Annotated in this window: 23 protein-coding genes and 2 tRNA genes; 13 read left to right on the top strand and 12 right to left on the bottom strand. The window is 74.0% G+C overall.

The annotated features are described in order from the left end of the window. Position 1 precedes the first annotated feature (1 nt). From D7M15_RS15105 to D7M15_RS15090, 4 genes are read right to left on the bottom strand one after another with little or no spacing between them, the layout of a single operon-like run. Entirely contained in the window at positions 2-1300 is a 1299-nt protein-coding gene (locus D7M15_RS15105; protein WP_121517994.1) for an ABC transporter permease, read from the bottom strand. After that, complete coding sequence (locus tag D7M15_RS15100; RefSeq protein WP_121517993.1) at positions 1300-2052, bottom strand: ABC transporter ATP-binding protein; 753 nt, start codon at positions 2050-2052, stop codon at positions 1300-1302. The genes D7M15_RS15105 and D7M15_RS15100 overlap by 1 nt, the downstream gene beginning before the upstream one ends. Further along, positions 2049-3107, bottom strand: coding sequence for a peptidoglycan-binding protein (locus D7M15_RS15095; protein WP_121520811.1), 1059 nt, complete (start codon positions 3105-3107; stop codon positions 2049-2051). The genes D7M15_RS15100 and D7M15_RS15095 overlap by 4 nt, the downstream gene beginning before the upstream one ends. A 41-nt stretch (positions 3108-3148) precedes the next feature. Further along, the gene (locus tag D7M15_RS15090; RefSeq protein WP_240649316.1) at positions 3149-3781 is read right to left on the bottom strand and encodes a hypothetical protein; all 633 of its coding nucleotides are present in this window, start codon (positions 3779-3781) and stop codon (positions 3149-3151) included. Positions 3782-3914: 133 nt separating this feature from the next. On the opposite strand from D7M15_RS15090, the gene D7M15_RS15085 reads away from it, so the two are divergent. From D7M15_RS15085 to D7M15_RS15065, 5 genes are all read left to right on the top strand, one after another. Next, positions 3915-4685: a response regulator transcription factor gene (locus D7M15_RS15085; RefSeq protein WP_121517992.1), complete on the top strand. Its 771-nt coding sequence runs from the start codon at positions 3915-3917 to the stop codon at positions 4683-4685. After that, positions 4682-5914 carry a HAMP domain-containing sensor histidine kinase gene (locus tag D7M15_RS15080; protein WP_121517991.1) on the top strand — a complete coding sequence of 411 codons (1233 nt, stop codon included), beginning with the start codon at positions 4682-4684 and terminating at the stop codon, positions 5912-5914. Before D7M15_RS15085 ends, D7M15_RS15080 begins: the two co-directional genes overlap by 4 nt. Positions 5915-6398: 484 nt before the next feature. Further along, on the top strand, positions 6399-6548 hold the full coding sequence (locus D7M15_RS28465; protein ID WP_165906257.1) for a hypothetical protein: 150 nt from the start codon (positions 6399-6401) through the stop codon (positions 6546-6548). Positions 6549-6843: 295 nt separating this feature from the next. After that, positions 6844-8712, top strand: a complete 1869-nt coding sequence (locus tag D7M15_RS15075) for an ABC transporter ATP-binding protein (protein ID WP_121517990.1) — start codon at positions 6844-6846, stop codon at positions 8710-8712. Between the two features lie 666 nt (positions 8713-9378). Beyond that, on the top strand, positions 9379-10032 hold the full coding sequence (locus D7M15_RS15065) for a hypothetical protein (protein ID WP_121520807.1): 654 nt from the start codon (positions 9379-9381) through the stop codon (positions 10030-10032). A gap of 110 nt (positions 10033-10142) precedes the next feature. Here D7M15_RS15065 and D7M15_RS15060 read toward each other — a convergent pair whose 3' ends face one another. Continuing rightward, positions 10143-10826, bottom strand: a complete 684-nt coding sequence (locus tag D7M15_RS15060; RefSeq protein ID WP_121517989.1) for a siderophore-interacting protein — start codon at positions 10824-10826, stop codon at positions 10143-10145. A gap of 56 nt (positions 10827-10882) precedes the next feature. After that, positions 10883-11242 (bottom strand): darcynin family protein, encoded by a 360-nt coding sequence (locus tag D7M15_RS15055; protein ID WP_121517988.1) that lies wholly within the window; start codon positions 11240-11242, stop codon positions 10883-10885. 260 nt (positions 11243-11502) lie between these two features. Here D7M15_RS15055 and D7M15_RS15050 point away from each other — a divergent pair, with 260 nt between their 5' ends. Together D7M15_RS15050 and D7M15_RS15045 are read left to right on the top strand one after the other, a co-directional pair. Continuing rightward, a complete protein-coding gene (locus D7M15_RS15050) occupies positions 11503-12075 on the top strand; it encodes a TetR/AcrR family transcriptional regulator (RefSeq protein ID WP_121517987.1) in 573 nt (190 codons plus the stop codon). Between the two features lie 94 nt (positions 12076-12169). After that, entirely contained in the window at positions 12170-13054 is an 885-nt protein-coding gene (locus tag D7M15_RS15045; protein ID WP_121517663.1) for an IS982 family transposase, read from the top strand. 195 nt (positions 13055-13249) lie between these two features. On the opposite strand, the gene D7M15_RS15040 is transcribed toward D7M15_RS15045, so the two are convergent. The 3 genes from D7M15_RS15040 to D7M15_RS15030 form a co-directional block, all read right to left on the bottom strand. Beyond that, positions 13250-14683 carry a hypothetical protein gene (locus D7M15_RS15040; RefSeq protein WP_121517986.1) on the bottom strand — a complete coding sequence of 478 codons (1434 nt, stop codon included), beginning with the start codon at positions 14681-14683 and terminating at the stop codon, positions 13250-13252. 162 nt (positions 14684-14845) lie between these two features. Next, the gene (gene gntD, locus D7M15_RS15035; RefSeq protein ID WP_240649315.1) at positions 14846-15832 is read right to left on the bottom strand and encodes a guanitoxin biosynthesis L-enduracididine beta-hydroxylase GntD; all 987 of its coding nucleotides are present in this window, start codon (positions 15830-15832) and stop codon (positions 14846-14848) included. Between the two features lie 171 nt (positions 15833-16003). Next, positions 16004-16423, bottom strand: coding sequence for an ArsI/CadI family heavy metal resistance metalloenzyme (locus D7M15_RS15030; RefSeq protein WP_121517985.1), 420 nt, complete (start codon positions 16421-16423; stop codon positions 16004-16006). A gap of 80 nt (positions 16424-16503) precedes the next feature. On the opposite strand from D7M15_RS15030, the gene D7M15_RS15025 reads away from it, so the two are divergent. Genes D7M15_RS15025 through D7M15_RS15010 form a run of 4 tightly spaced genes read left to right on the top strand, consistent with a single transcriptional unit; the run spans position 16504 to position 18989 of the window. Continuing rightward, complete coding sequence (locus D7M15_RS15025; protein ID WP_121517984.1) at positions 16504-16941, top strand: metalloregulator ArsR/SmtB family transcription factor; 438 nt, start codon at positions 16504-16506, stop codon at positions 16939-16941. Beyond that, the gene (gene arsB / locus D7M15_RS15020; RefSeq protein ID WP_121517983.1) at positions 16938-18062 is read left to right on the top strand and encodes an ACR3 family arsenite efflux transporter; all 1125 of its coding nucleotides are present in this window, start codon (positions 16938-16940) and stop codon (positions 18060-18062) included. Before D7M15_RS15025 ends, arsB begins: the two co-directional genes overlap by 4 nt. Further along, positions 18055-18471: an arsenate reductase ArsC gene (locus D7M15_RS15015; protein ID WP_121517982.1), complete on the top strand. Its 417-nt coding sequence runs from the start codon at positions 18055-18057 to the stop codon at positions 18469-18471. The genes arsB and D7M15_RS15015 overlap by 8 nt, the downstream gene beginning before the upstream one ends. Next, entirely contained in the window at positions 18468-18989 is a 522-nt protein-coding gene (locus tag D7M15_RS15010) for a GNAT family N-acetyltransferase (RefSeq protein WP_121517981.1), read from the top strand. Before D7M15_RS15015 ends, D7M15_RS15010 begins: the two co-directional genes overlap by 4 nt. A 56-nt stretch (positions 18990-19045) precedes the next feature. On the opposite strand, the gene D7M15_RS15005 is transcribed toward D7M15_RS15010, so the two are convergent. Then, positions 19046-19118 (bottom strand) — tRNA-Arg (locus D7M15_RS15005). Positions 19119-19318: 200 nt separating this feature from the next. Next, positions 19319-19409 (bottom strand) — tRNA-Ser (locus D7M15_RS15000). A gap of 302 nt (positions 19410-19711) precedes the next feature. Between D7M15_RS15000 and D7M15_RS14995 the strand changes: the two genes are divergently transcribed. Beyond that, positions 19712-20149 carry an SSI family serine proteinase inhibitor gene (locus D7M15_RS14995; RefSeq protein ID WP_121517980.1) on the top strand — a complete coding sequence of 146 codons (438 nt, stop codon included), beginning with the start codon at positions 19712-19714 and terminating at the stop codon, positions 20147-20149. Between the two features lie 446 nt (positions 20150-20595). Next, positions 20596-24894, top strand: coding sequence for a PAS domain-containing protein (locus D7M15_RS14990; protein WP_121517979.1), 4299 nt, complete (start codon positions 20596-20598; stop codon positions 24892-24894). Between the two features lie 165 nt (positions 24895-25059). On the opposite strand, the gene D7M15_RS14980 is transcribed toward D7M15_RS14990, so the two are convergent. After that, on the bottom strand, positions 25060-26721 hold the full coding sequence (locus tag D7M15_RS14980; RefSeq protein WP_121517978.1) for a long-chain fatty acid--CoA ligase: 1662 nt from the start codon (positions 26719-26721) through the stop codon (positions 25060-25062). Positions 26722-26794: the final 73 nt, after the last annotated feature.

Raw genomic sequence — 26794 nt, 5'->3', positions numbered from 1 at the left:
CCTACACCGCGTGCAGCGCCAGAGTCGGGGAGAGGCGGGCGGCGCGGACCGCCGGGTAGAGGCCGGCGAGCGTACCGATCAGCAGGGTGGCGCCGAAGCCGCCCGCGACCGACCACGCCGGTACGACCCAGGGCAGGCCGTCGACGTGTGCGAACAGCGCCGTGGCCGCCGCCCCCAGCACGACGCCGACCGCGCCGCCGAGCCCCGACAGCAGCAGCGACTCCGTGACGAACTGGATGCGGATCTGCCCCCGCGCCGCGCCCAACGAGCGGCGCAGCCCGATCTCGTAGCGCCGTTCCAGCACCGAGATGATCATGGTGTTGGCGACGCCGACCCCGCCGACGAGCAGCGCGATCCCGCCGAGTCCCAGCAGCAGGCTGTCGAACGCGCCCTCCGACGCGGCCCGCGCCTGGAGCTTCGCGGACGGGTCGGTGACCTCGATGTCCTGCGGGTTCTGGGGATCGATGGTGGCGGGCAGCAGGTCGCGTACGGCGCTCACCGCGTCGCTCGCGGAGCGCTCGTACACCGCCGTCGGGTGGCCGTCGAAGCCGAGCAGTTCCTCGGCGGCGTCCCAGCCGACGAGCGCGGAGCGCTCCAACTCCGGTGCCAGCGGCAGCGGGTCGAGGATGCCGACTACCGTGAAGTACCGGTCGCCGAGCCACACCTGCTGCCCCGCCCGGCCGACGCCGAGGCGTTCGGCGGAGACGTGTCCGAGGACGACGGCCGGGTAGCGGCCGGTGGCGCCGTTCAGCCAGGTGCCGCTGCCGACCTCGCCCCGTACGACCTTCAACAGCCCCTCGGAGGCGGCCTGCACGCTGACGCCGACGCCGTCGTCGGCGGGGATGCGCGCGTTGCGGCGGACGTCCGCGTCGACGGTGCCGGTGGCCCCGGCGTGCTGCACGCCGTCGATACGGGCGACCTGGCCGACGGCGTTCCGGGACAGCTCGACCTCCTCCCCGGAGAACACCGACTTGCCCGGTGTCGCGACCAGCATGTCGGTGCCCAACTGGTCGAGGCGGCGCATCAACTGCTCCTCGCTGGACGCCGACACACCGATCACGGAGATCATCGTGGCGATGCCGATGGCGATGCCCAGCGCGGAGAGCACGACGCGCAGCGGCCGGCTGCGCAGCCCGCCCGAGCCCACGTGCAGCACGTCGCGCGGGCTGAGCCGCGCCGCCACCAGCCGGGGGCGGGTTCCCGTACCGGCACCGCCCGTACCCTCCTGGACCGTACCCCCCTGGCTCGTACCCTCCGGACCTGTTCCGTCCCCGCCGCGCGCGGGTCGGCGGCGCGCCATCAGGCGTCCGCCCCGGCGCCGCCGGCCACGAGCCCGTGCGCCCGGCCCGGGACGTTCCCGCCCACCCGGTCGGGTACGCGGCCCAGAACGTCCTCGACGACGGCGCCGTCCCGCAGCCGTACGCGGCGCGGCAGCCGGTCCGCGACCTCCGTGTCGTGCGTGATGACCGCGATGGTCGCCCCCGCCGCGCTCAGTTCGTGCAGCAGCTCCATCACCGACTCGCCGGACGCCGTGTCCAGCGCGCCGGTCGGCTCGTCCGCGAGCAGCAGGTCGGGTTCACCGACGACCGCGCGCGCGATGGCCACCCGCTGCTTCTGCCCGCCGGAGAGTTCGTGCGGCCGGTGCCCGGCGCGGTCCGCGAGGCCGACCCGGGCCAGCGCCTCGTCGGCGCGGCGGCGGCGTACGGCGCGTGGCATGCCGGAGTAGAGCAGCCCCTCCGCGACGTTGTCGCGCGCGCTGACGCCCGGCACCAGGTGGAACGCCTGGAAGACGAAACCCACGTGCCGCGCCCGCAGGGCGGACAGTTCGCGGTCGGAGAGCGCCGCCACGTCGAATCCGGCGATCTCCACCGTCCCGTACGTCGGCCGGTCCAGCGTGCCGACGATGTGCAGGAGCGTGGACTTGCCCGACCCCGACGGCCCGACGATGCCCACCAACTCCCCCTCCTCGACGGTGAGATCGACCTCGCGCAGCGCGGTGACCCCGCCCGCGTACTCCTTCGTGACCCCCGTGAGGCCGACGACGCGTGTCACAGCTCCGGCACCCCGACCTTCGTCCCGGCGCGCAGCCCGCCGCCGCTCACCTCGACCCGTCCCTGGGCGAACAGGCCCAGTTCGACCTTCACCTCGCGGGACGTGTCGCCCTCCACGACCTCGACGGCGTAGCCCTTGTCGGGTAGCGCCAGCAGTGCCTCCACGGGTACGTGCAGCACGTCCTCGCGGGTCTCGCCCGTCAACTCCACCGTGACGGGCGCCTGGTCCAGCGCGCCCACCGCGTCCGGGTCGTCGAGGGCGACGGTGACGGAGATCTTCGGGGAGTCCTCGGCCGGGTCGTCGCCCTTCTCGGCGGAGGTGCCCACCGAACGGACCTTCCCCGGCGCCGGTTCGCCGTCCGGGAGGGTGACGGTGACCTTCTCGCCCTCCTTGACCGTGCCCCGTTCCGCGACGTCGACCTTCATGGTGACGACGCGTTCCGAGCCGGTCGTCTCCAGTACGGGCTGGCCGGGCGCCGTACGGTCGCCGACGGCCGGGACGGTGCCCTCGACGCGTACGGCGCCGGACGCGAAGGCGACGTCCTCGGGGCCGACGGTGCCGGTCTCCTCCGCGCCGTTCGCGTCCTGCCAGCGCTTCACGGCGGCGGCGGTGAGCCCGGTGAACTCGTCGTCCACGGTGAAGCCGGTGTAGCCGAGGTCCGCGAGGTTCCGCTCGAACTGCCGCACGTCGGCGCCCTCGACGCCTTCCTTGAGCGTGCGGTACATCGGTTCGGAGCCGTACATCAGCCGTACGGAACGCCCGTCGACCGCGTACAGCCGACCGTTCCGCTTCACCACCGAACCGCCCTTCGGGGCCCAGGTCAGGGTGCCCGCGGTGGCGCCGTTGATCTTCCGCTTGGACTCGTAGCCGAGGGTGCCGTCGGCCTGCGCGCTGTCGCTCAGGTCCCCGCGCCGCACGGACTCGGTGGCCGGGGGCAGCCCGTCGCCGCGCGCACCGCCGTCGCCGCCGTCCGAACTGAGGGCGGTGAACGCGGTGGAGCCGCCCACCACCGCCACGATCGCCAGGGCGGCCACCGCCACGGCGCCGCGCTTCACCCCGCGCGCTCCGAGCACGGGGGACGTACGTGCGGCGCGCTTCACAGCCGTACGTCCTCGCACGCCTTGCCCGCCTTCTCGTACGCCTTCTTCTCGGCGGGGGTCGACGGCGCGGGCAGGGCCATGGCCTCCCCCTCCTTGGGGATGGGCATGTCCACGCCCTGCTCCCGCATGCACGTGGCGTACTCGATCAGCGCGTCCTTCTTCTCCTGCGTCATCTCGGAGCCCGGCCCGTTCTTCGGCGCCTCGTCCTTGCACGCCTCGAACGCCTTCTCCGTGGCGGCCTGGTTCTCCTTCGTCATCTCCAGGCCGGGCGCCGCGTTGCTGCCCGGCTTCGGCTCGGGCATGTCCACGCCGTTGTCGCGCAGGCACTTGCGCCACGCGACGGCCTGGTCCTCGTCGCTCTTGCCGCCGTCCCGCGTGGACGACGAGCCCTTCGTGTCCTTGCCGCCGCCGTCGTCACCGTCGTCGTCACCCCCGGAACAGGCGGTGCCGAACAGCCCCAGCACCGCCACGGCGACGACGGCGGTGGCGAGCCGACGGCGGCGCCCCGGGCGGGCGGCGTACGGGGCGGAGGCGTACGGGAGGGTGGCGGACGGGTCGGTGACGGACGGGTCGGTGGCGCGCGCCGACGGCTCCCGCTCCGGCTGCTCCCGCACGGACGACTGCTGCATGACGGTCTCCTCATCGACGACGTCGCGGCGCACGGTGCGCCCGACACGACGACCGTGCCGCCGGAGCGTGTTTCGTTTCTCTCTGCGTTTCCGTTTACACCGACGAAACCCCCACCTCCGGTAGACAGGTGCCATGCGTGTGCTGCTGGTGGAGGACGAGGAGTTCCTGGCCGAGATGATCGCCGAGGGTCTGCGGCGCGACGCCGTGGCCGTGGACGTGGCACACGACGGCCAGGAGGCGATGGACAAGCTCCGCTTCGGCGCGTACGACGTGCTCGTCCTCGACCGCGACCTGCCCCGGCTGCACGGCGACGAGGTGTGCCGCCGCGTCGTACGGCAGCGGCTGCTCACCCGCATCCTCATGCTGACCGCCGCGGGCGACGTACGGGACCGGGTGGCGGGCCTCGGGCTGGGCGCGGACGACTACCTCAGCAAGCCGTTCGCGTACGACGAGCTGCTGGCGCGCGTCCTCGCTCTCGGCCGCCGCGCGCAGCCCGCGCTGCCGCCGGTGCTGGAACGGGCCGGGCTGGTCCTCGACACCGCGCGGCGGCAGGTCAGCCGCGACGGGCGCTATCTCGCCCTGTCCCGCAAGGAGTTCGCGGTGCTGGAGGCGCTGCTGCGGGCGGAGGGCGCGGTCGTCAGCGGCGACGACCTGATCGAGCAGGTGTGGGAGGAGGACACCAGCTACCGCACCAACGCCGTCCGCGTGACCCTCTCCAAGCTCCGCGCCAAGCTGGGGGACCCGCCGGTCATCGAGACCGTACCGGGCTCCGGCTACCGCGTCGGTACGGGAACGGGCGCCGGGTCCGGGGTGGGGCCGGGCGACGGGCGGGGCACGACGGGACCGGCGGACGCGGAGGACGCGGCGGGCGCGGCGGACACGGCGGACGGCGGTACGCGGTGAACAGCGAACGCGCCCGCCTCACCGCCCTCTACACCGGCCTGCTCGTCCTGGCGGGCGTCCTGCTCACCGCGCTCGTGTACGTCCTCCTCCAGCAGAGCCTCGACTCCCGTATCGGCAGCGCCGTCACCCGCGCCGTACCCGCGTCGGAGATCGAGGCGAGCGGTCCCGCGCAGCCGACGGTGGGCGCGTTCGCGCCCACCCGACCGATGGGGACGAACAGCGACAGCGAGCTGGCGGGCCTGGAGATCCAACAGGTCAGCGACGCCGCCGGGGAAGCCACGCTCAACCGGCTGCTGACCGTCTCCGGCGTCTCCCTCGCCGTCTTCACCGTCCTGTCCGCCGCGCTCGCCTGGTGGATGGCCGGACGCGTGCTGCGTCCCGTCGGCGTCATCACCGCCAGGGCCCGCCAGCTCTCCGGCGCGAACCTGCACGAACGGCTCGCCCTCGACTCGCGCGGCGGGGAACTCAAGGAACTCGCGGACACCTTCGACGAGATGCTCGACCGGATAGAGCACCTGGTCGCCGCCCGGCAGCGGTTCGCCGCCAACGCCGCGCACGAGCTGCGCACCACCCTCGCCGTCCAGCGCGCCGCCGCCGAGATCGGCCTCGCGGACGACCCGCCGCCGGAGAAGGTCGCCCGCATGCGGCGGAAACTCATCGAGAACGCCGACGGCAGCGAGCACCTCATCGAGTCCCTGCTGCTGCTCGCCGTCTCCGACCGGCAGCTCCAGCACAGCGAGCCCGTCGCGCTGCACGAGCTGACCACCCGCGCCACGGACGACCTGCGCGAGGAGGCCGCGCGGCGCGACGTCACGCTGGACGTGGACGCGGCACGGCCGCTGTCCGTCGACGGCGACCCCGTCCTCCTCGAACACACCGTCCACAACCTGGTGTCCAACGGGCTGCGCTACAACCACCCCGGCGGCCACGTACGCGTACGGGTGGACGCGGACGGCGTCGAGGTCGTCAACACCGGCCCGGTCGTACCGTTCGGGGACGTACCGCTGCTCTTCGAGCCGTTCCGGCGCGCGGCCGCACGCGACCACCGGCGGGGCCGCGCGGACGGCGGCGCGGGCCTCGGCCTGTCGATCGTCGCGTCCATCGCGCGCGCCCACGGCGCGACCACGCACGCGGCGGCGAACGCGGACGGCGGCCTCACCATCCGCGTACGGTTCCCGCGTACGGCCGCCGTGGCTCCGGCCACCGCCGCCGTTCCCGCCGCCGTCTGACCCGGGGGCCCTCAGCGGCCGACGGTGTCCGCGAGACCGTCCCTGTGGACGCGCGGGCACGACTCCGGCTCGGTCACCGCGTCCGCCTCGCCAGCCACGCCAGCCACGCCAGTCACGCCAGCCGCGTTCGCCGCGTCCGCCGCGCAGTGTCCGAAGGCGTCGACGCGGCGAGCGCCGATGACGGCGGGCCACCCCCCCTACACCCACGCGCCGTCGCCCACCCACGTCCTCAACCCGTGGGTGGCGCGCGGCCGTTCGGCGTCCGCGCGGTCCCGTATCACCCGGCGATAAAGCCACCCGTTACACATGAGAAACGCTCTCATCATCAATTAAGCGAGCCCTCACCGGAAATGGTGTCGCGACCCCTTCCGGACCGCGTAACGTATTTCTCGTCGCCACCGGGAAAGGAAATCCGGAGGCGGCCGACGAATGACGAACCACGAATGCACCACGCATTCGGTGTCACGAGAAGAAGGAGAACACCATGAGCGACTTCCGCAAGACCCGTCCCGCCAAGCCCATCGACGTCATCAAGGTCCCGGGCGGCATCGGCGTCATCCGGCCCGGCCGCCCCGCGCCGACCCGCCCGTCCCACGGCCCCACCCGGCCGACCCGCCCCATCGGCGGCTGCTGACCAGCACGTATTCCGGAGGCGGGCCCGTGGGGGGCCCGCCTCCGGGCACGTACGCGGGCACCGCGCGCGGACGTCGAGAACGGCGGGCACGGGCGGCGCGAGCGGTCATCAGCGGGCACGGACGAGACGGCAGAGGAGCGGCGAGGTGCCTCCGTACGACGATCAGCCGACGGTACGGCTGCGGGCCGTACCGGAACCGGCCACGACCACGACCACCCACGGCGGGGAGTCCGCGCGTGAATTCCCCCCTGGGCCCGTTCCGGAGAACGCGCGGAAATCCGCTGGCGCCCCCTTCATGGAAACCGGCGACGATTCCACCGGGATATCCCCGGAAACGTCCGCCGAAACGCCCGCCGAAGCACCGCGCGGCACGACCGCCCGGCACGCCTTCCGCGCGTTCTGGCCGCTGACCCGGGGCGACCGGCGCTGGCTGGTGTTCATCTGCCTGTGCGTCGTGGCCGCCGCTCTCGCGGAGACCGGCTCCGTCCTCCTCTTCGGGGAGTTGACGGACAACGCGCTGCGCGACGGGTCGGTCAGCGCGTTCTGGGGGCCCGCCGGGCAGTGGCTGGCGATGGCCGTGTTCGGCGCCGTGGTCGGCTACGTCGGGAACTCCGCCGCGGTCTGGGTCGCCGAGCGGTTCGTCCTGCGACTGCGCGCGCGGGTGTTCGCCCACGTGCAGACCCTGCCCCCGCACTTCTTCCAGCGCCACCGGCAGGGCGACCTCGTCACCCGCCTCACGGGCGACGTCGAGGCCATCGAGCAGATGGTCGTCTCCGGTGTGGTCCAGACGGTGTCGGCGCTGTTCAGCACCGTCTTCTTCTTCGGCGCCGCGCTCGTGCTGCGCTGGGACCTCGCCCTCGCGACGTTCGTCCTGGCGCCGCTGTTCTGGCTGACCGCCCGGCAGTTCGCGGACCGCGTACGGACCGCCGCCCGGCAGGAGCGCGTCGCGGACGGGGCGATCACCTCCGTCGTCGAGGAGTCCCTCGGCAACGTCGTCCTCACCCAGGCGTACAACCGGCGCCACGCCGAGGAACGGCGGCTGCGCACCGAGGCACGCGCCTGGATGCGCGCGTCCGTACGCGGGAACCGGCTCAGCGAGCTGTACGAGCAGCTGGTCCGGGTCATGGAGACCGTCTGCGTCCTGACCGTCATCGGGCTCGGCGCGTGGGAGATCTCCGAGGGCCGCATGACGCTCGGCCAGCTACTCTCCTTCGCCGCCTTCCTCGGCTATCTCTTCCCGCCCGTACGGCAGTTGGGGCAGCTCGGCCTCACCGTCACCGCCGCCACCGCGGGCGCCGAACGTTTGCTGGAGATCCTCGCCGCGCGGCCCGCCGTCACCGACCCGCCGGGGGCGGCGCGTCCGGCGGGGGAGGTCCGCGGGGTCGTCGAGTTCGAACGGGTCGGCTTCCGCCACCCCGACCCGAACCCGGCCCCGGGCACCGAAGCCGAGACCGGCCCCGCCTCCGTACGGCCCGCCCTCCACGACGTGTCCTTCACCGCCCGCCCCGGCGAACTGGTCCTGATCACCGGCCCCAGCGGCGCCGGGAAGTCCACCGTCGCCAAGCTGCTGCCGCGCTTCTACGACCCCGGCGCGGGCAGCGTACGGCTCGACGGGACCGCCCTCGACGCCCTCCCCCTGGAGTACCTGCGGGAACGCGTCACCCTCCTCCCGCAGGAGACGCTCGTCCTGCACGGCACCCTCCGCGAGAACATCGCCTGCGGGCGGCCCGGCGCGACCGGTGACGAGATCGTCCGGGCCGCGCGTGCCGCCGCCGCCCACGACTTCATCGACGCGCTCCCCGACGGCTACGACACCCACGTCGCCCCCGGCACCACCCGGCTCTCCGGCGGCCAGCTGCAACGCGTCGCCATCGCCCGCGCCCTGCTGCGCGACGCGCCCGTACTGGTCCTCGACGAGCCGACCGCCGGTCTCGACGCGTTCGCCGCCCGCCAGGTCGTCGCGCCGCTGCGCCGCCTGATGTCCGGCCGTACGACGCTGCTCGTCACCCACGACCTGCGGCTGGCCCCGGACGCCGACCGCGTCCTCGTGCTCGACCACGGCCGCCTCGTGGAGTCGGGCCGCCACGAGGAACTGCTGGCGCGCGGCGGCACGTACGCCCGGCTGTACGGGGAGGGCGACGCCCGCCGCCCGGCCGCCCGTTGAGGCGGGGGCGGTCGGGGCAGGGGGACCCTCCGTACGGTCCCCGCACCGCAGGCGGTACCCCGCGCGCGGCACCGTCTCCACCACCTCCGGCCGCCCCAGCTTGGCCCGCAGCCTGCTCACGGCGATCCGTACGGCGTTGCTGCGCGCGCCCACCCCGCCGCCCGACACGCGCGCCAGCAGCTCCGGCCCGCTGACCACCGCGCCCCCGGCGCGCACCAGCGCCTCCAGCACGCCGAACTCCCGGCCGGACAGGGCCACCGGCCACCCGTATCGGCTGACCCGCCGGGCGGACACGTCGACCACGAGCCCGGCGTACTCCAGCACGGGCGGACCGGCCGGGCGCGGCGGGCCGGTCGGGGCGCCGTCCTCCGCGACGACCTCCACCGCGTGCCCGGCGCGCCGCAGTTCGGCCGCCAGCCGCTCGGCGGCGGACTCCCCTCGCCGTACGTCCCCGATGTCCCGCGCCTCGTCCACGATCACCACACGCATGCGCGCCTGTGTACCGCGCGCGGGGGTTTCGCCGCTGTTTCGCCGACGGGCTCACCCTCGCGCGCGGGGCCGCGCCAAGTGATGACAAGTGTCACTGCCGACCCCCGTGGCGCCGGACGAACACTGGATCTCGCCGGACAGGCACGGGGCGCGGGCAGTGGACGGATGGAGCGGGGCGTGTTCGACAAGTGGCGGAACGACCGGGCGGTACGGCGCGTCACCCCGGGCGACGGACGCCCGTTGAAGCGCTTCCGCCGGTGGCAGCTCCCGTTCCGGGCGCTGCTCCACCTCCGGCTCCAGGAGCACGACGGGCGGCCGTTGGCGTACACCGTCGACGTCATGCACTGGCAGGGCATGGGCTCCGACAAGGTGACCGCCGACCTCTACCTGGACGGCCACCACCACGCCGCGTGCCGCCTCCCCGCGGCGTTCCCCGTGCCGGGCGGTCTCGTCGAGGTGCGGATGAGCGGCTTCGGGCTGCGGCGCTGCCACTACGTCACGCACGCCGGGTCCGCACACCAGCTCACCCCGGACCCCCGTTCGGCGGAGGGCCGCCGCGCGCGCCTCGAACGCGCGCACCCCGCCCTGAGCCGCTACGTCGGGTACGCCTCGGCGGCCGTCCTCACCGTCTCCGTACTCCTCCTGGTCCCCCAACTCGTCGCGCCCTTCACGGAGATCGAGCCCGTCGCCGAACACCTCGGCACGCGGGTCTCCCCCGTACGCCTGCCGGTCTGGCTCAACGCGGGCCTCGTCCTCGCCACCCTGGCGGCCAGCATGGAACGGGCGTTGCGCCTGCGCTACCACTGGCTCCTCGACGGCGCCGCGAACTGACCACCCGGGCCCGGCAGTTCGCGGCCACCGCGGGGACGCCCCCCGGGGGCCGACGCTGCGCGGACCCCGTGCGGATCACCGGTGGCGGACGGAGGCGTACGTCCCGGCCGTCACTCCATGCCCTTCTTGCCCGGCGTCCAGAACGGCTTGGTGAGGACCGCGCGCCGGTCCCACCCCGCTTCCCGGAGCACCCGCCGCACGGCCTGTACGTCCCGTGCCTCCCCGGCGACGTACGCGATCCCGCCGGGTGCGGGGGCGAGACGTCGTACCGCGTCCGGCAGCGACGTCTCCCCCCGGAGCACCCAGTCGAGGCGGTCGGCGCCCGCCAGGGGCAGCCGGTCCTCGGCCGTGGCGGTCTCGACGCACCCGGACACGACAGCCTCGTCGGGCAGGGCCGCGAGCATCGCGCCGAAGGCGACCGAGGCGGTCTCGTCGCCCACGAAGACGTGGTGGGCGGCGTCGGGACGCAGCGTGAAGGTGCCCTCGGGACGCCGTAGGCGCACCTGTTCACCCGGCGCGACGGTGCGGCCCCAGCGGGCGCCCGGCCCGTCCGCCGCGTGGTCCAGTACGCACAACTCGACGGCGCCGGACGGGTCGTAGCACCAGATCGAGTACGTACGGAGGGTGAGCCCGCCGACCAGGACCCGCACCTGCTGGCCCGGCAGGACCTCCAGTCCGGCCAACTGCCCGCCCTCGACACGCAGTCGACGCAGCCGGGCGGTGAGCTGCTCGGCCTCGGTGACGGTGCCGCGTAAGGTCAGCAGATCGAGGACGGGGTTCGGGACGGTGGGCATGCGGGGCTCCTCAGCGGGCGGGGCGTCGTACTCGGCGGGCGGTCACCGGGAGTTGCTCAGGCTTGGATGGTCGCCATGATGTCGGGGTCGTAGTTCTTCGCGTACGCGTTCTCGACGCCCACGAGGATCTCGACGACCTCGAAGTAGTGGTCCCAGAACGGCGTTTCGCGCAACGCCTCGACGACCAGCTGGAAGGCCTCGTGGCTGCGTGCCTCCCAGACCCAGATGTCGGTGACGCGGGCCGTGTAGAACTCGGTGTCGAAGTACCGCCAACGTACGTCCTCGGCCTTGTCCTTGACGGCGGGCAGCACGTTCTCCTTGAAGGCGGCGACGCGCTCCGGCACGGACATCTCCAACCAGGCGCGCCGGGTCTTGAGAAGCATGAACGCCGTGACGGCGGGCTCGAATTCGGACATGGCGGATCTCCTCGCGGGGTGGCTGGACGGTCGGCACGGTGCGGCGCCGCGGGCCCTCGGACGGGCCGGGACGGTCGGGCTCCGCCCGGGAGACCCGGGCGTGCGGACGCCGATGGCTCCCGTGGTCCCGCGACGAGACGTGCGGGTCCCCTCGAACCAGTTTCGGTTCACCGTGTGCCGAAACCATAGGCGGTATCGGTGCACGGTGTCTAGTTATTCGGAGCCCCTGCCCCGTCGGGCCGTCTCGCTACCATGACGCGATGATCCAGGTGAAGGGCCGCGGCGGCCGACCCCGCAGCGAGCAGGCGCGCGATGCCGTCCTGCACGCCGTCGACGACCTGCTGGTCGAGGTCGGCTACGCGGCCCTGACCATGAAGGGCATCGCCGAGCGGGCGGGCGTCGGGCGGCAGACGGTCTACCGCTGGTGGTCGACGAAGGCGGAGATCCTCTTCGAGGCGTGCGTGGACGACGCCGAGGAGGAACTCGCCGTCGCGCCGTCGTGCACCCCGCTCGCCGAGATCACGACCTACCTCGACGCGTTGGTCGGCTTCCTCGCCCACTCGGCGGCCGGAGCCGGCTACCGCGCCCTGGTCGCCGCCGCCCAACACGACCCGGCCGTCAAGGAGTTGATCGCGACCAAGGACGTGCTCGGCGCCAGCGCGAGCGCCGTCCTGCGTCGCGTCGACCCGGACCGACCGGCCGACGACCAGGCGATCGACCGGCTGATCGGACCCGCCTTCTTCTGGATCATGAGCGGGCGCGACCCGGCGCGGCTCGACACGCACGAGCTGGCACGCAGCTTCCTCCGAGGTCTCGAACCCGAGGAATCCTGAGCGGGCCCGCCGGGCCGCCCCCGGTCGCCTAGATGAGTGAGTCCGATGTCCGTCCTGGTCGCGACCATGGCGAAGGGCGCCCGTTGGTCAGTGTGTGAAGACAAACCTGGACGCCCTTCTGGCGGCACTGTACGTGTTCATCGACGACCACGTGGCGCCTTGTCGCCGGATCGGGCGACCGCCGAAGCTGACGGACGCCGAACTGATGTGCCTGGCCGTGGCCCAGGTCCTCCTCGGGTTCCCCTCGACCCGGCACTGGATCCGCTTCGCCCACGCCCGCCTCGGCCACCTCTTCCGCTACCTGCCCCAACAGTCCGCCTACAACAAGCGCCTCAACGCCGCAGGTCCGCTCATCAGCCGCGTGATCGAGGCACTGGCCAGGCAGGTGCCGACCTGGAACGACGACCTGCGGCTGATCGACTCCACCCCGCTGCCCTGCGCGGCCTCCCGCGAGACCGTCAAACGCTCCGACCTGGCCGGGCACTGCGGCTACGGCTTCTGCCGCAGCCACTCCCGCTTCTTCTGGGGCTTCCGCCTCTACCTGGTCACCACCGCCGAGGGCATGCCTGTCACCTGGTGCCTGGCCAACCCGAAACTCGGCGAACGGGAGGTGATGACCGCGCTCCTGGAACGCGAACACCACCTCGTCCGCCAAGGGCAGGTGATCCTCGCGGACAAGGGCTTCGCGGGCAAGGAGTTCGAAGCGTTCGTCGCCGAGCGGCTCGGCGCACACCTGGTGCGGCCGGACCGCAAGGACGAACCGGTCCGGCACGGGAAGATCGCCCGGGTCCGCCAGTGGATCGAAGCCGTCATCGACACCCTCAAAGGCCAGCTCAGCCTCGAACAACACGGCGGCAGAACCCCGGCCGGAGTCTTCGCCCGCACCGGACAACGACTCCTCGCCCTCGCCGCCGGCATCTGGCACAACTGGACCACCGGCGCACCCATCAAACGATCACTGATCGCCTACGACCACTGAAGACATCGGACTCATTCATCTAGGTGGTGTCCGGGCGACCTTTTAGGCGTGGCTCGCGGCGTCGGATGCGGTGCGGCGCAAGGCGGAGGATCGTCCTCGTACCGGGCCGTACGTGGGCGACGCCGACAACGCGGCGAGGTGCCGTAGCCGTCGTCGCGGGCCCGAGAAGATCGCCCGGACATCGCCTAACGGCGGTCACCGGCGTTCCGGCGTCGACGTCGCGCCCGCCGCCAGCTCGCGCCAGAACCGGCGCCAGGGCTCCTCCGGGAAACGCGCCTCCATCTCCCGCCGGTTCGCGGCCAGTTCCTCCCGCAGCGCCGCGTCCCCCGTCCGGTAGCGCCGCAGCACCGCCCCGAACTCCGTTGCCCCCGTACGTACTTCCGCGTCCCCCGTGCCCATCCGTACGCAGCCGAACCCGGCGCCGTACACCGGCTCGAACACGTCGTACTCCGTCACCGCGCACGGCATGCCCGCCACCGCCGCCAACGCGGGCCCCAGCCCCATCGTCTCGACGTCCGGCACCCCCGGCGTGAAGACGACACCACCCGCGCGCGCGGCGGCCAACCGCAGCAGATCCACCTCGTCCAGCCGCCAACTCCCGTCCTCCGCACGGAAACTGGACAGCGGCACCCCGTCCAGGAAACGCACATCCGCCGCCACCCCGAGCCGTTCGCTGAGCGCGACGACCTCCCGCGCGTACCGGGGGTCCTCGTCGAGCCCGCCGAACACCAGCAGGTACGGCACCGGGTCACCCGCCGCGAGCGCCGCGTCCCGCATGCCCGCCAGCAGCCGTACGGCCACGTCCACGCCCTTCACCTGGAAGACGCGCACCGGGTCGAGCAGCAACGGCCGCCCCTCGTCCAGCCGTTGCTGCCGCGCGAACTCCACGTGCCGTTCCTCCAACGGCCCTTCGGGGACGCGCGGCAGCACGTTCGTCAGCACCTCCGGCACCGCGTCCGTCGGATAGCCCGCGGCCTCCTTCGCCAGCCCGTCGGAGATCACCACCCAACGGGTGTGCTCCCCCGCGCGCGGCAGCGGCGTCAACTCGTGGGGCTCGTACGGGTAGAGGCGGGCGCCCGTGCCCGGGTCGTGGATCGCGCAGCTGCCGAACAGGTCGTGGTCCCAGAAGACGACACCGCCCGGCCGGTCCGCGTAGAACGCCTCGGCCGCCGCGTGCAGCCCCGCCGTCGCGGGCACGCCGTCGGAGAGCGTCATGTTGAGCGCGAACACCCAGTCCGGGCGGTGCTCCTCCAGCCACTCCGTGAAGTACGCCTCGAACGGGGCGGCGAGCGCCTCCGTCCGCCGTGCCGTCTCCGCGCGCGCGGCGGCGTCCAGACCGTCCCAGGCGGCCACCCCGTCCCGTACCTCCAACAGACGGTCCGCGCGCGCGGCGACGTCCAGGCCGTCGCGCGGCTGCCGTCGCGTCATCTCCATCCACGGCGAGTGCGCCGGGCGGGGACCACCGGCGGGGTAGTAGCCCTCCTTGTCGGGGCGCCAGGCGTAGCCGAGGTCGGTCGGCACCGAGCCGTCCACGAGACCGAGCGCGCGGCCGGTCTCCAGGACGTTGCGGAAGACGGTGAGCAGGCCGGACGTGGGCAGTCCGTCACCCGAGACGAGAGCGATGCGCACGGGGAACTCCTTGGGGGGTGTGGTCGCGGTGGGGGGGACGCGGGGGCGTGGGGGACGTACGCCGGGGGGCGACTGCCGAAACGCGCTCCGCGCGCGCGGAGCGCGTTTCGGGGGTGACGGGCCCGGGCGGCCCGTGCGGGCCCGGGGCGGCCCGGCGGGCGGTCAGCCGCGCAGGACGCGGGAGGCGGTACCGGTACGCCGCCCCGCCGACCGCCGCAGGTCACGGGTGACGGTCAACTTCCGCAGCCAGCGGTCCGTACCGTCCAACCGGGCCCGGAACGGCGCCCGCCCGTGCACACAGCGCTGGTTGTCCACCACCAACGTGTCACCCGGCTCCAGGACCACGTCGGAGAGGCGCGACTCCAGCCCCGCGCAGAGACGTTCCAGCGCGGCGGCCGCCTCCCGGTCGCCGGGCAGCGCCGCCATGTACGGCGGGTCGATCCGCACCGCCGGGTCGTCGCGGTCCCCGAAGAACACCGCGACGGGCCGCTCGAACTCCGCCGCCGCCTCCGCGCCCATGTGCCGCAGATGCTCGGCGTCCGGCCGTACGACGAACCGCCGCGCGAACAGCACGTCCCGGTCGTCCGCCGACAGCTCCACACCCCGTACCGACGCGAGCGTCGTCGGCACCCGGTCGTGGTTGCGCAGCGCCAGCAGCAACAGATGGTCGCAGCGGTGCTCGTGGAAGGCGTCCTCCGTGTGGAACTCCAGCAGCGCGCTGCTGCCGTGCCCCGTCTGCGCCTCCTCGTCACCGCGGATGGGCAGCACGTCGTGGAACAACCGCCCGTCCTGCAACGTCGCCCAGCCGAACGGCTCCCCCGCGAGCGACCCCAGCAGCGCCAGCCAGTAGTCGTGGAGGAGCGTCGCCTCCGGCGCGCGCTCCCGCCAGTGCGCGGGCGTCGGCCCCAACTCCCCGTCGGCCACCGGGAACCCGCGGACGACCGCCCCCGGCGGCCCGTCGTCGTACCGCAGCCGGGCCAGCCCCTCCACCACCTGTCGCGGCAGGGCGGCGGCCCGGTCACGGGCCGCGCGGAGGAATCCCTCGTCGTCGGGCGCGGGGTACTCGCGCGCCAGGGCGGCGGTCAGTTCGCGGGCCTCGGCGGCCCGCGCCGCGTCCAGCTCGATGATGGTCCAGGCGTGTCGCAGCAAGGCGCGTCCCGTGGTCGGCGGGTGATCGGTCCGCAACAGCCTTCCCCCACACACCCGTTCACACCCCGTCAGCTTCCCCCCTGCGTTCCCCCCGCGCCCATCGGTCACGACCCGGGCCCACCCGGACCCGGAACGGGCAGCGCGGCGACGGGCGTACGGGGTCCGCGGCGCTCACGTACCGCAGCAGGCAGCGCCGTCGGGCACCGCACTCCCGCCCATCCCGTCGGCGTCGGCCTTCACGACGTAGACCTCCCAGGGCTCCTTGCCGGGGCCGTGGACCCAGACCTTGTCCTGGAGGGCGTAGCAGCAGGTGGTGTCGTTCTCCTCGAAGGTGGCCAGCCCGGCGTCCTGCAACCGGGTGGTCGCCCCGGTGACCTCCTCGGTGGAGTCGACCTCGACGCCGAGGTGGTCCAGGCGGGTCTCCCGGCCGGGCTCGCCCTCGATGAGGACGAGCTTCAAGGGCGGCGAGGCGAGGGAGAAGTTGGCGTAGCCGGGGCGGCGCTTGGCGGGCTCAGCGCCGAACAGCTTGGAGTAGAAGGCGATCGACGCCTCCAGGTCGGGGACGTTGAGCGCGAGTTGCACACGGGACATGTCGATCTCTCCGATCAGCCTGCATCGAGATGTGTCTATGCAACCTTGCGCCCTGGATAGAAGAACGTCAACATAGAAGCATGTCGAAGGAAGAGAGCCTGCGGCTCGGCGAGGACGGCGTCGGCGGATGTTGTCCCGGACTGCTGAGCGCTCCGCTGGACGGGGACCGGGCCGAGACGCTGGCGAAGGTGTTCAAGGCGCTGGGCGACCCGGTCCGACTACGGCTGCTGTCGATGATCGCGTCACGCGCGGGCGGCGAGGTGTGCGTCTGCGACCTCACGCCCGCTTTCGACCTGTCGCAACCGACCGTCTCCCACCACCTCAAGCTGCTGCGGGAGGCGGGCCTCATCGCCTCCGAACGGCGCGGGACGTGGGTGTACTACCGCCTGCTGCCCGAGACCACCGACCGCCTCGCGGCCACCCTCACCCGCCCCACCGGCGAACTGCTCGCCCAGGCCGCAGCCGAGGCCGTGCCCGCCGGGAGCGCCGCCGGCACCACCGCCGGGGCCGCTTCGTGAACGCCGGGGCTGACGCGGGGGCGAGCCCCGCGGGACCCGTCGCCGCCCGACTGTCGTTCCTGGACCGTTTCCTGGCCGTGTGGATCATCGCGGCCATGGCCGCCGGTCTCGGGCTCGGCCGCCTGGTGCCCGGCCTCGGTGACGCGCTCGCGGAGGTCACGGTCACGGGCGTCTCCCTGCCCATCGCGCTCGGCCTGCTGGTGATGATGTACCCGGTGCTCGCCAAGGTCCGTTACGACCGCCTCGACACCGTCACCCGGGACCGGCGGCTGCTCCTCCCCTCCCTGGTTCTGAACTGGCTCGTCGGCCCGGCGCTGATGTTCGCGCTGGCGTGGCTCCTCCTGCCCGACCTGCCCGAGTACCGCACCGGGTTGATCATCGTCGGCCTCGCCCGCTGCATCGCGATGGTCGTCATCTGGAACGACCTGGCCTGCGGGGACCGCGAAGCCGCCGCGGTCCTCGTCGCGTTGAACTCCGTCTTCCAGGTCTTCGCGTTCAGCCTGCTCGGCTGGTTCTACCTGAGCGTGCTGCCCGGCTGGCTCGGACTGGACCGGACGACCCTCGACGTGTCCGTGGCGGAGATCGCGCGCTCCGTCCTGATCTTCCTCGGCATCCCGCTGCTGGCCGGTTTCCTCACCCGCCGCCTCGGGGAACGGGCCAGGGGGCGCGCCTGGTACGAGACCGTCCTCGTCCCGCGCATCGGCCCGTTCGCCCTGTACGGCCTGCTGTTCACCGTCGTCGTGCTGTTCGCGCTCCAGGGCGACGCCATCACCTCCAAGCCGTGGGACGTCGCCCGCATCGCGCTGCCGCTGCTCGTGTACTTCACCGTGATGTGGACCGGCTCCATGGCCGTCGGGCGGGCGGTCGGACTCGACTACCCGAAGGCGACGACGCTGGCGTTCACCGCCGCGGGCAACAACTTCGAACTCGCCATCGCGGTCGCCATCGCCACCTTCGGCGCGACCTCCGGGCAGGCCCTCGCCGGAGTCGTCGGCCCGCTCATCGAGGTCCCCGTCCTCATCGGCCTCGTCCACGTCGCCCTGGCCGCCCGCCGCTACTTCCCCCCGCCGACGCCCCCGGCCGGACCGGCCGCCGCCCCGGAGGACTCCGCCCGTGTCTGAGCCCAAGCCGTCCGTGCTCTTCGTCTGCGTCCACAACGCCGGTCGCTCCCAGATGGCCGCCGCCTTCCTCGACCACCTCTCGCGGGGCGGCGTGGAGGTCCGCTCCGCCGGGTCCGCCCCCGCCGACTCCGTCAACCCCGCCGCCGTCGCCTCGATGGCGGAGGTCGGCATCGACCTGTCCGCCCGGACACCCGCGGTGCTCACCACCGAAGCCGTCCGGGCGTCCGACGTGGTGGTCACCATGGGCTGTGGCGACACCTGCCCCGTCTTCCCCGGCAAGCGCTACCTCGACTGGCAACTCGACGACCCCGCCGGGCGGGACACCGACGCCATACGCCCGATCCGCGATGCCATCGAGCAGCACGTCCGCGACCTGCTCGCCGAACTCGGCGTCCAGGCCGCGCCATGACGGCCGGGACGACGGCCACCGTGCCGTCCGCGCCACGCGTCGCGCCGATGACCTCCGGGCACGCCGAACAGGTCCTGGCGATCTACCAACTCGGCATCGACGAGGGAGACGCCACCTTCGAGACCACCGCCCCCACCTGGGCGGCGTTCGACGGGGCGAAGCTACCCGCGCACCGCCTGGTCACCCTGGACGGCACCCACGTGCTCGGCTGGACGGCCGTGGCCCCGGTCTCCGACCGGTGTGCGTACGCCGGCGTCGTCGAACACTCCGTCTACGTCCACCCCGACGCCCGTGGCCGTGGTGTCGGTCGGACCCTGCTCGCCGCCCTCGTCGCCTCCACCGAAGCCGCGGGCATCTGGACGATCCAGTCGGGCGTCTTCCCGGAGAACACCGCGAGCCTCACCCTGCACGCACGCGCCGGCTTCCGCGTCATCGGCACCCGCGAACGCGTCGGCCGCCACCACGGCGTATGGCGCGACGTGATCCTCCTCGAACGCCGCAGCAGGGCCATCGACTGACCCGACACACGAAAGAGCCCCGCTCCGATGGTTCGGGGCGGGGCTCTCACCTGCTGCGCGCTCGGCAGGATTCGAACCTGCAACCTTCTGATCCGTAGTCAGATGCTCTATCCGTTAAGCTACGAGCGCTTGTCCTGCGGTGCGGGAACAACATTACATGACCCTCGGCCGCAGGTGAAATCCGTTACCCGCACCCCCTCCCACCTGCGGAAACCCCTCCGCGTGCGCCCGCGCGCCAGACCGGCGGCGTGTCACTCGTACGGGGAAGGGGTGGGAACGACGGAAGCCCCAGCCGTACGGCCGGGGCTTCGGTGATCCTGGGGATCGAGCGGAGGCTGAGGGATTTGAACCCTCGATGGGGTGATAGCCCCAAACCGCATTAGCAGTGCGGCGCCATAGACCAGACTAGGCGAAGCCTCCAGACACCTCTGCGGCGTCGCCGCGAAGTGTGCTTGCAGATGATGGCACAGCACCGTCGGCTGTCACCAATCGGCCCCCACGTTACAAGGCAGTCGTACGGCCGGGCAAAACCTTTGCCCCTCCGACCCGAGACCCGCCCCCTCCGGTGCCCGAACGCCCCCACCCTCCGCGCGAACGTGCTCGCCCGCGCGCGCGTGCGGCCGTACGGGTGGAGCGAGTTGCGCAACGGTGGGCGCCGGGGAGCGTTAGTACGGCAAGGAGCGCGGTGGTCGCGCGCCTGCCAGCACTCACCGGGAGCCACCATGCTTCGCCGTACCGTAGTCACCCTGGCCGCCGCTGCCGCCCTCGCCGGTGCCGCCGCCGCTCCGGCGTCGGCCCTGCTGCCGGGCGGCGGTGCCGTACCGCCCGCGAAGGCCGACAGCCTCAGCTTCACCGTGCGGGACAGCACGGACCGCGCGATGAACGGTTCGTTCACGCTCGACTGCCACCCCTCGGGCGGCAGCCACCCCGACGCGGCCGCCGCCTGCGACGCGATCGACAAGGCCGCGCGGAAGGGCACCGACCTGTTCGCGCCCGTCGCGGAGGACGCCGAGTGCACGATGGTCTACGGCGGCCCCGTCACCGCACGCGTCCAGGGGACGTGGCACGGCAAGCCGGTCGACGCGCGCTTCGACCGCTCCAACGGCTGCGAGATCTACCGCTGGAACGCGCTCGTCCCCGCCCTCCCCGAGGCGGCCTGAGGCACACCCCCGCCCCGGCGCGGCCGGAGGGTGCCGGAAATCACGCACCCGCGGGACGCCACCCTCCCCCGACCGCCCCGCCTCCGGCAGCCGCCGCCCGCCGGGTGACCTGCGAAGGTCGCCCGGCGGAGGCGCGTTTCCCCGCGTCCACCCGCGTCCGTCCGGGGCGCTCCCCGCGCGCGCCCTCCGTACGACGGCCGCCGCCACACGCACAGGCCGTGCACGGGCCGCGTACGGGCGGTGCACGGCGCGGCCGCACACAGCCCCCTCACGCGTTCCTCTCCGCCGTACTCCGCCGGGCCGACGAGCACTGCCCGTAGACTCCCCTCTAGTGACACGCCCGGAGCGGACGGCAGACTGGCAGCCACCGCCGGACCACCGGGCGGCCGGTCTCCGGCACCATGCGGTTACCCGGCACCATGCGGTTACAGGGAGGATGCACCGTCGTGAGCAGCAGGCCATCCCGAGGCGCTGCTCGCCTCGCCGCCATACTCGACGCGTTGCCCGATGCGCTGCTGCTGGTGAACTGCAACGGCACCGTGGTGAACGCGAACACCATCGCGCTGGAGGCGTTCGAGACGCCGGGCACGGCCCTGGTGGGGCGCGGACTGCTCGATCTGCTGCCGGAGTTCGACTCCAAGCGGATCCCGGGTTCGATGCGCAGGCCGGACGAGGACGAGGGCGAGGCGCGTACGAAGCCGACGCGCATGGTCGCGCGGCGTACGGACGGCACCGAGTTCCTCGCCGAGGTGACCAGCGCGAACGTCGCCGACGGGCGGGCCACCTACCAGTCGTCGTTCGACGCGGCCTGGGCCGACCACGGCACGTCGGGGTCCGGCGGGGGCCGCGGCAAGCACTTCACCGGCGACGAGCTGCTGATGATCGTCCTGCGCGACCTGAGCGGCACGCTCGACACCGAGGCGGAACTCGCCCGCCAGCAGCGCCAGACGGAGATGATCCTGCGCGCCGCCTCCGAGGGTGTCGTCGGCGTCGACACCGAGGGCCGCGTCGTCCTGGTGAACCCGTCCGCCGCGCAGATCCTCGGCTACCGCGCCAGCGACCTCGGCGGCAAGCACCTGCACCCCCTCGTGCACCACTCGCGTCCCGACGGCAGCCAACTGCCGTACGAGGAGACGCCCCTGAGCGACACCCTCGGCTCCGGGCGGAAGCACCGCGTACGGGTCGGGCAGGTGCTGTGGGCGAAGGACGGGCGGCCGGTGCCGGTCGACATGACGACGGCGCCGGTACGCGACGGGGAGCAGCTCGTGGGCGCCGTGCTGACGTTCACCGACCGGCGGCCGTACGAGTCGCTGGCCGAGCGGCACGCGCAGCTCCAGGCGGTCCTCGGGGACGCGCTGCGCGGCCCGTTGGAGCAGCTGCGCGGCGATCTGAGCGGGCTGGCGGCGGACCCGGCGGGTCAGCTGTGGCCGGAGGCGAACCAGATACTGCACCACCTGGCCGCCGGGTACGCGCGGATGACGACCCTCGTCGACAACGTCCTCAGCTACCAGCGTCTCGACTCCGGCCAGGAGAAGCTGCGGGTCGCGCGCGTCGCGCTGGACGGCGTGGTGGCGGCGGGCGTCGAGGGCGCCGTGGAGCTGATCGGGCCGGGGCGCGCGCAGTTCGCGGTGCACGCGCCGCCGATAGAGGCGGAGGTCGACGCGGAGCGCCTGGTCGCGGCGCTGGCGCATCTCGTCGCGGACGTGGCGGGCGTGGACGCGACGGGCAGCGCGCCGGTGGCGGCGAACGGGGGCGGCGACTCCACGATCGTGGTCGCGGCGGCCCAGCGCGGCGACGTCGTACGCATCGAGGTACGCGGCCCGCACCCGGGCGGCAGCCCGGTGCACGAGCCGATCGCGCGGGGCATCGTGCGGCAGCACGGCGGCGTGCTCCAGACGCACGAGGTGCCGGGGAACGGCGGCAGCGCGTACGTCCTGGAGGTGCCCGTCACGGCCGGTGCCGCGGTGGCGGGGCGCGCGGGCGGCGGGCGCGGCGCGGGCGGTACGAACGGCGGCGGCGGTACGAGCGGCGCCGGTACGAGCGGTGGCGGGCGGCACGGCGGCGGCGGTACGGACGGCGGCGGTGCGGGTGGCGGCTCCGCCCCACGGCTCCCCGACGGCGGTGCCGGTGACGGCGGTTCGGGCGCGCACGCGCTGCCGGGCGGCAACGAGACGACGGTGATGCCCGTTCCGGCCCAACCGGCGCGCGGCACACAGGAGGCACGGCAGGCGGCACCCGGCGGCGGCGCGCACAGCGCGTCCGGGGCGCACGCGGGCGCCCCGGACGGCGGTGGCTCCTCCGGCGCGCACGCCGGGGGAGCGCACGGCGGCGACGCGTCGGACGGTTCGGCGGGCGCCCTCGTCCCCGCGCAGGCCGGGTCGCCGGACGCGGGCGCGCAGCAGCCGCGCCCCACGGGGCGCCGGCGCGGCCGTCCGAGCCCCGCGGAGGCGCAAGCCCCGGGCGGGGGCGGGCGGTTGGAGCCGGTGGACCCGCGCGGCCAGTTCCCGGGCGCCGGTCCGGGCGGGGCGCACGGGCCGGAGCGGCCCGGCGCGGAGCAGCACGGACGCGAGCCGTACGGGCCGGGTCAGGCCGGGCCGGGTCAGCCGGGACCGGGGCGGGTCGGCCCCGAGCGGTCCGGGCCGTACGGGCCGGGTCCGCAGGGCGAGTTGGAGCAGGTCGGCGCGCCGGAGCAGCCGGTGGCCGCACGGCGCCCGCTGTCCGGGGGACCGCGTACGGGCGACGGCCAGCCGGAGGCGGACGCGCCGGGCGCGGCGCCGCAGCGGTCCGCGGCCGGGCGCCGCGCGCGCCGGGCGCTGGCGCCCCCGGCCGGGGCACCGGACGGCGAGGCGGACGCGCGTCCCGTGGCGGCGAACGGGGCCGGTACGGGGCCGCACGGGCAATCGATTCCGCAGCAGCACGGCGCGGGGGGCTCCGCGCTGCCCGCGCTCGGTCCGGGCGGCGGCGGTACGCCCGACAGCCGGGCGAACGGCGCGGGCCAACCGGCGCTGCCCAGCGGCACCCCCTCCGTCGGCACCCCGCCCACCAGCACCGAGCAGCCCGGCACCCAGCCCGGCCCGGCCCCGGACACGTCGGGCGAGGCGCCCACGGACCCCGCCGCCGAGCCCGCCGCGCCCGGCGGGCGCCGCGCCCGGCGCCTCGCCGCCGCGCGGGCGCGCGCCGAGGAACAGGCGGCGGGGCAGCCCTCGTCGAACACGCCGTTCGCCATGCCGCCGTCCGCCCCGGAGCCGGTGGCGCACGACGCCCGCCCGGGTCCGGGCACGGACGCCGGGGGCGTCGCCGCGCCGGCCCCCGGTGACGGCTCGGACGGTCGCGGCGCGCCCCCCGCGCTGCCGGGCGCGCAGCCGCTGCCCCCGCCGAGCGGCGGCCCGCTGCCGCTGCCCGAGCTGGAACCGGCCCCCGGTGAGCCCGCCGCCGACCCGCGGCTCGCCGACCACTCCGTGGTCGCGGGCAGCCCGATCCTCGGCGGCGGCCCGCTGCCGCAGCAGCCTCCGGCCGCGGCCCAGCCGCTGCCGATGCCGGGCGCGGAGGTGGAGCCGTACGGGCAGGACCAGGCGAGCGGCATAAGCGTACGGACGCTGGGCCAGGGCGTGCCGTTCTCCCGGGCCACGGGCGAGCACACCGGCCAGTACCAGGTGCCCGCCGCGCCCTCCCCCGCGCCCGCCATCCCGTCGACCCCCTCGACGCCCGCGCCGCCCGCCGGTTCCGGCCGCCGCCGCAGGCTGTCGTCGCCGGGGGAGAACGGCGGGCAGCCCGGCGGGCAGACGGGGCAGACGCCGGTCCCGCCGCAGCCCGCGGCGCCGCCGCAGCAGCACCCGGCGGCGGCCCCGCAGCAACCCCACCAGCAACAGCATCAGCACCAGCAGGCGCGGCAGTTCGCCATAGGGGCACCCGATGTCGGCGCGGCCGAGGGGCCGGAGCCGCTGGACGGGCCGAACGGCGCCGTCGAGGTCACCGACGGCACGGGCGGCGGCGCGCCCGACCACCTGCGGGACGACGAGCTGCCGCCGGAGCCGCTGGACAACCCGCGGCGGCTGCTCGTCTGGCCGGAACCGGACGTCTCCACGCAGCAGGCGCTGTCCGCGCGCGGCTACCGCCCGGTGATCGTCCACTCCCGCGAGGAGGTCGACGCGCAGATCGCCGCGTACCCCGCCGCGCTCTTCGTGGACCCGCTGACCGGCCCGATCACCCGTACCGCCCTCCAGTCGCTCCGCCAGGCGGCGGTCGCCGCGGAGGTGCCGGTGCTGGTGACGGCCGGGCTGGGGCAGGCGACGCGCGAGGCGGCGTACGGCGCCGATCCGGCCGTCCTGCTCAAGGCCCTCGCGCCGCGCGACAGCGAGCAGCACCCGCCGCGCGTCCTGCTGGTGGAGGAGAACGCCGCCATAGCGGGCGCCTTCTCCGCCACCCTCGAACGGCGCGGCATGCAGGTCGCGCACGCGCCGTCGGACGCGGACGCGGTGCACGTCGCCACGCAGATCCGGCCGAACCTCGTCGTCATGGACCTGATGCAGATACGGCGTCGGCGCGCGGGCATCATCGACTGGCTGCGCGACAACGGGCTGCTGCACCGCACCCCGTTCGTCGTCTACACCTCCTCCGGGATGGACCCGGCGGGGCTGCCGCGGCTCGCGACGGGGGAGACCGTGCTGTTCCTCGCGGAGCGCTCGACGAGCGCGGAGGTGCAGTCGCGGATCGTCGACCTGCTGGCGAAGATCGGCGCCAACTGAGCGTCCCCGGGACGTCCCTGGCGTCCCCGGACCGCCCCTCGCCCGCCGCCCCCGCGACACGGTAAGGGGCGCCCTCCAGGAGAGCGCCCCTTACCACTGCCCCGTCCCGTACGGCGGTCCCCTACGGGAGTCCCCTACGGGTCACCGGCGGCACCGCCCACCCGCTCACAGGGTGACGACGTCCAGGGCACCCGCCGCGTACTGCGCCCGCAGTACCTTCTTGTCGAACTTGCCCACACTCGTCTTCGGCACCGCCTCGATCCGCGCCCACCGCTCGGGCAGCTGCCACTTGGCGACGCGATCGCCGAGATACGTCCGCAGTTCCTCGTACCCGGCCCCGTCCGCGCCGTCCGCGCCGTCCTTGAACACGACGACCGCCAGCGGCCGTTCGCCCCACTTCTCGTCCGGGACGGCCACCACGGCGGCCTCCTCGACGGCGTCGTGCGACATCAGCTGGTTCTCCAGGTCGACCGAGGAGATCCACTCGCCGCCGGACTTGATGACGTCCTTGGCGCGGTCGGTGAGCGTCAGGTAGCCGTTCGGGCTGATCACGCCGACGTCGCCCGTACGCAGCCAGCCGTCCGGGCTGAACTTGTCGTCGGGCCGCACCGGTTCCCCACCGGCGCCCCCGTAGTACGCGCCCGCGATCCACGGCCCGCGCACCTCCAGCTCACCGGCCGCCTTGCCGTCCCACGGCATGAACTGCCCCTCCGGGCCGCGCAACCGCGCCTCGACGGAGGCCGCGAACCGCCCCTGCGTGACGCGGTACGGCCACTCCTCCTCCGGGGTGAGACCGCCCGGCGGGTGCGCGACGGTGCCCAGCGGCGACGTCTCCGTCATGCCCCAGGCGTGGCAGACGCGTACGGAGTGCCGCTCCTCGAAGTCCCGCATCATCGCGGGCGGACAGGCGGCGCCGCCGATGGTGACGGTGTGGAGGGAGGAGATGTCGCGGGGCCGCGCGTCCAGCTCGTTCAGCAGCCCCTGCCAGATCGTGGGCACGGCGGCGGCGTGCGTGGGCCGTTCCGACTCGATCATCTCGGCGAGCGGCTCGGGCTGGAGGAAACGGTCGGGCATGAGCATCCCGATGCCCGTCATGAACGTCGCGTGCGGGATGCCCCACGCGTTCACGTGGAACATCGGCACCACGGGCAGCGTGGTGTCCTGGCAGGTGAGGCCGATCGACTCGGACATGTTGACCTGCATGGAGTGCAGGAAGATCGAACGGTGCGAGTAGACGACGCCCTTGGGGTCGCCGGTGGTGCCGGAGGTGTAGCACATGGCGGCGGCGTCGCGTTCGTCCACGTCGGGCCAGTCGTAGCCGGTCGGCCGCCCGGCGAGCAGCGCCTCGTACTCGTGCACCGTCTGCGGACAGCCCTCCAGCACGGAGGTGTCGGCGGGGCCCACGACGACGAGGTGCTCAACGCTCCCCATCCGCGGCAGCAGCGGCGCGAGCAGCGGCAGCACGGAACCGTTGACGAGGATGACGCGGTCGGCGGCGTGGCCGACGATCCACACCAACTGCTCGGCGGGGAGCCGGAGGTTGAGGGTGTGCAGCACGGCGCCCATGGAGGGGACGGCGAAGTACGCCTCCAGGTGCTCCGCGTTGTTCCACATGAAGGTGGCGACGCGGTCGCCCCGGCGCACCCCGAGTCCGTCGGTCAGCGCGTGCGCGAGCCGCGCGCACCGCTCGCCGATCTCCGCGTACGTCCGGCGGTGCGGTTCGCCCTCCCCCGTCCACGTCGTGACCAGCGAGTCACCGTGCACGACGGAGCCGTGGCGCAGGATGCGCGAGAGAGTGAGCGGGACGTCCTGCATCGTGCTGAGCACCGGGTGCCTCCCAGACTACGGGCGGGTAAAGGTGCTGCGATTCTCCGTGCATACCAGTCGGTATGTCACTACC

The sequence above is a fragment of the Streptomyces sp. Z26 genome, from assembly GCF_003665095.1.
Taxonomy (GTDB): Bacteria; Actinomycetota; Actinomycetes; order Streptomycetales; family Streptomycetaceae; genus Streptomyces; species Streptomyces phytohabitans.
This window is presented reverse-complemented; position numbering and strand designations above follow the sequence as displayed.

What these genes read in the sequence shown, in the direction of transcription:
- D7M15_RS15105 (WP_121517994.1), bottom strand. Translation starts at nt 1,300, where the DNA reads ATGGCGCGCCGCCGACCCGCGCGCGGCGGGGACGGAACAGGTCCGGAG.
- D7M15_RS15090 (WP_240649316.1), bottom strand. Translation starts at nt 3,781, where the DNA reads ATGCAGCAGTCGTCCGTGCGGGAGCAGCCGGAGCGGGAGCCGTCGGCG.
- D7M15_RS15085 (WP_121517992.1), top strand. Translation starts at nt 3,915, where the DNA reads ATGCGTGTGCTGCTGGTGGAGGACGAGGAGTTCCTGGCCGAGATGATC.
- D7M15_RS28465 (WP_165906257.1), top strand. Translation starts at nt 6,399, where the DNA reads ATGAGCGACTTCCGCAAGACCCGTCCCGCCAAGCCCATCGACGTCATC.
- D7M15_RS15075 (WP_121517990.1), top strand. Translation starts at nt 6,844, where the DNA reads ATGGAAACCGGCGACGATTCCACCGGGATATCCCCGGAAACGTCCGCC.
- D7M15_RS15060 (WP_121517989.1), bottom strand. Translation starts at nt 10,826, where the DNA reads ATGCCCACCGTCCCGAACCCCGTCCTCGATCTGCTGACCTTACGCGGC.
- D7M15_RS15055 (WP_121517988.1), bottom strand. Translation starts at nt 11,242, where the DNA reads ATGTCCGAATTCGAGCCCGCCGTCACGGCGTTCATGCTTCTCAAGACC.
- D7M15_RS15050 (WP_121517987.1), top strand. Translation starts at nt 11,503, where the DNA reads ATGATCCAGGTGAAGGGCCGCGGCGGCCGACCCCGCAGCGAGCAGGCG.
- D7M15_RS15030 (WP_121517985.1), bottom strand. Translation starts at nt 16,423, where the DNA reads ATGTCCCGTGTGCAACTCGCGCTCAACGTCCCCGACCTGGAGGCGTCG.
- D7M15_RS15025 (WP_121517984.1), top strand. Translation starts at nt 16,504, where the DNA reads ATGTCGAAGGAAGAGAGCCTGCGGCTCGGCGAGGACGGCGTCGGCGGA.
- D7M15_RS15010 (WP_121517981.1), top strand. Translation starts at nt 18,468, where the DNA reads ATGACGGCCGGGACGACGGCCACCGTGCCGTCCGCGCCACGCGTCGCG.
- D7M15_RS14995 (WP_121517980.1), top strand. Translation starts at nt 19,712, where the DNA reads ATGCTTCGCCGTACCGTAGTCACCCTGGCCGCCGCTGCCGCCCTCGCC.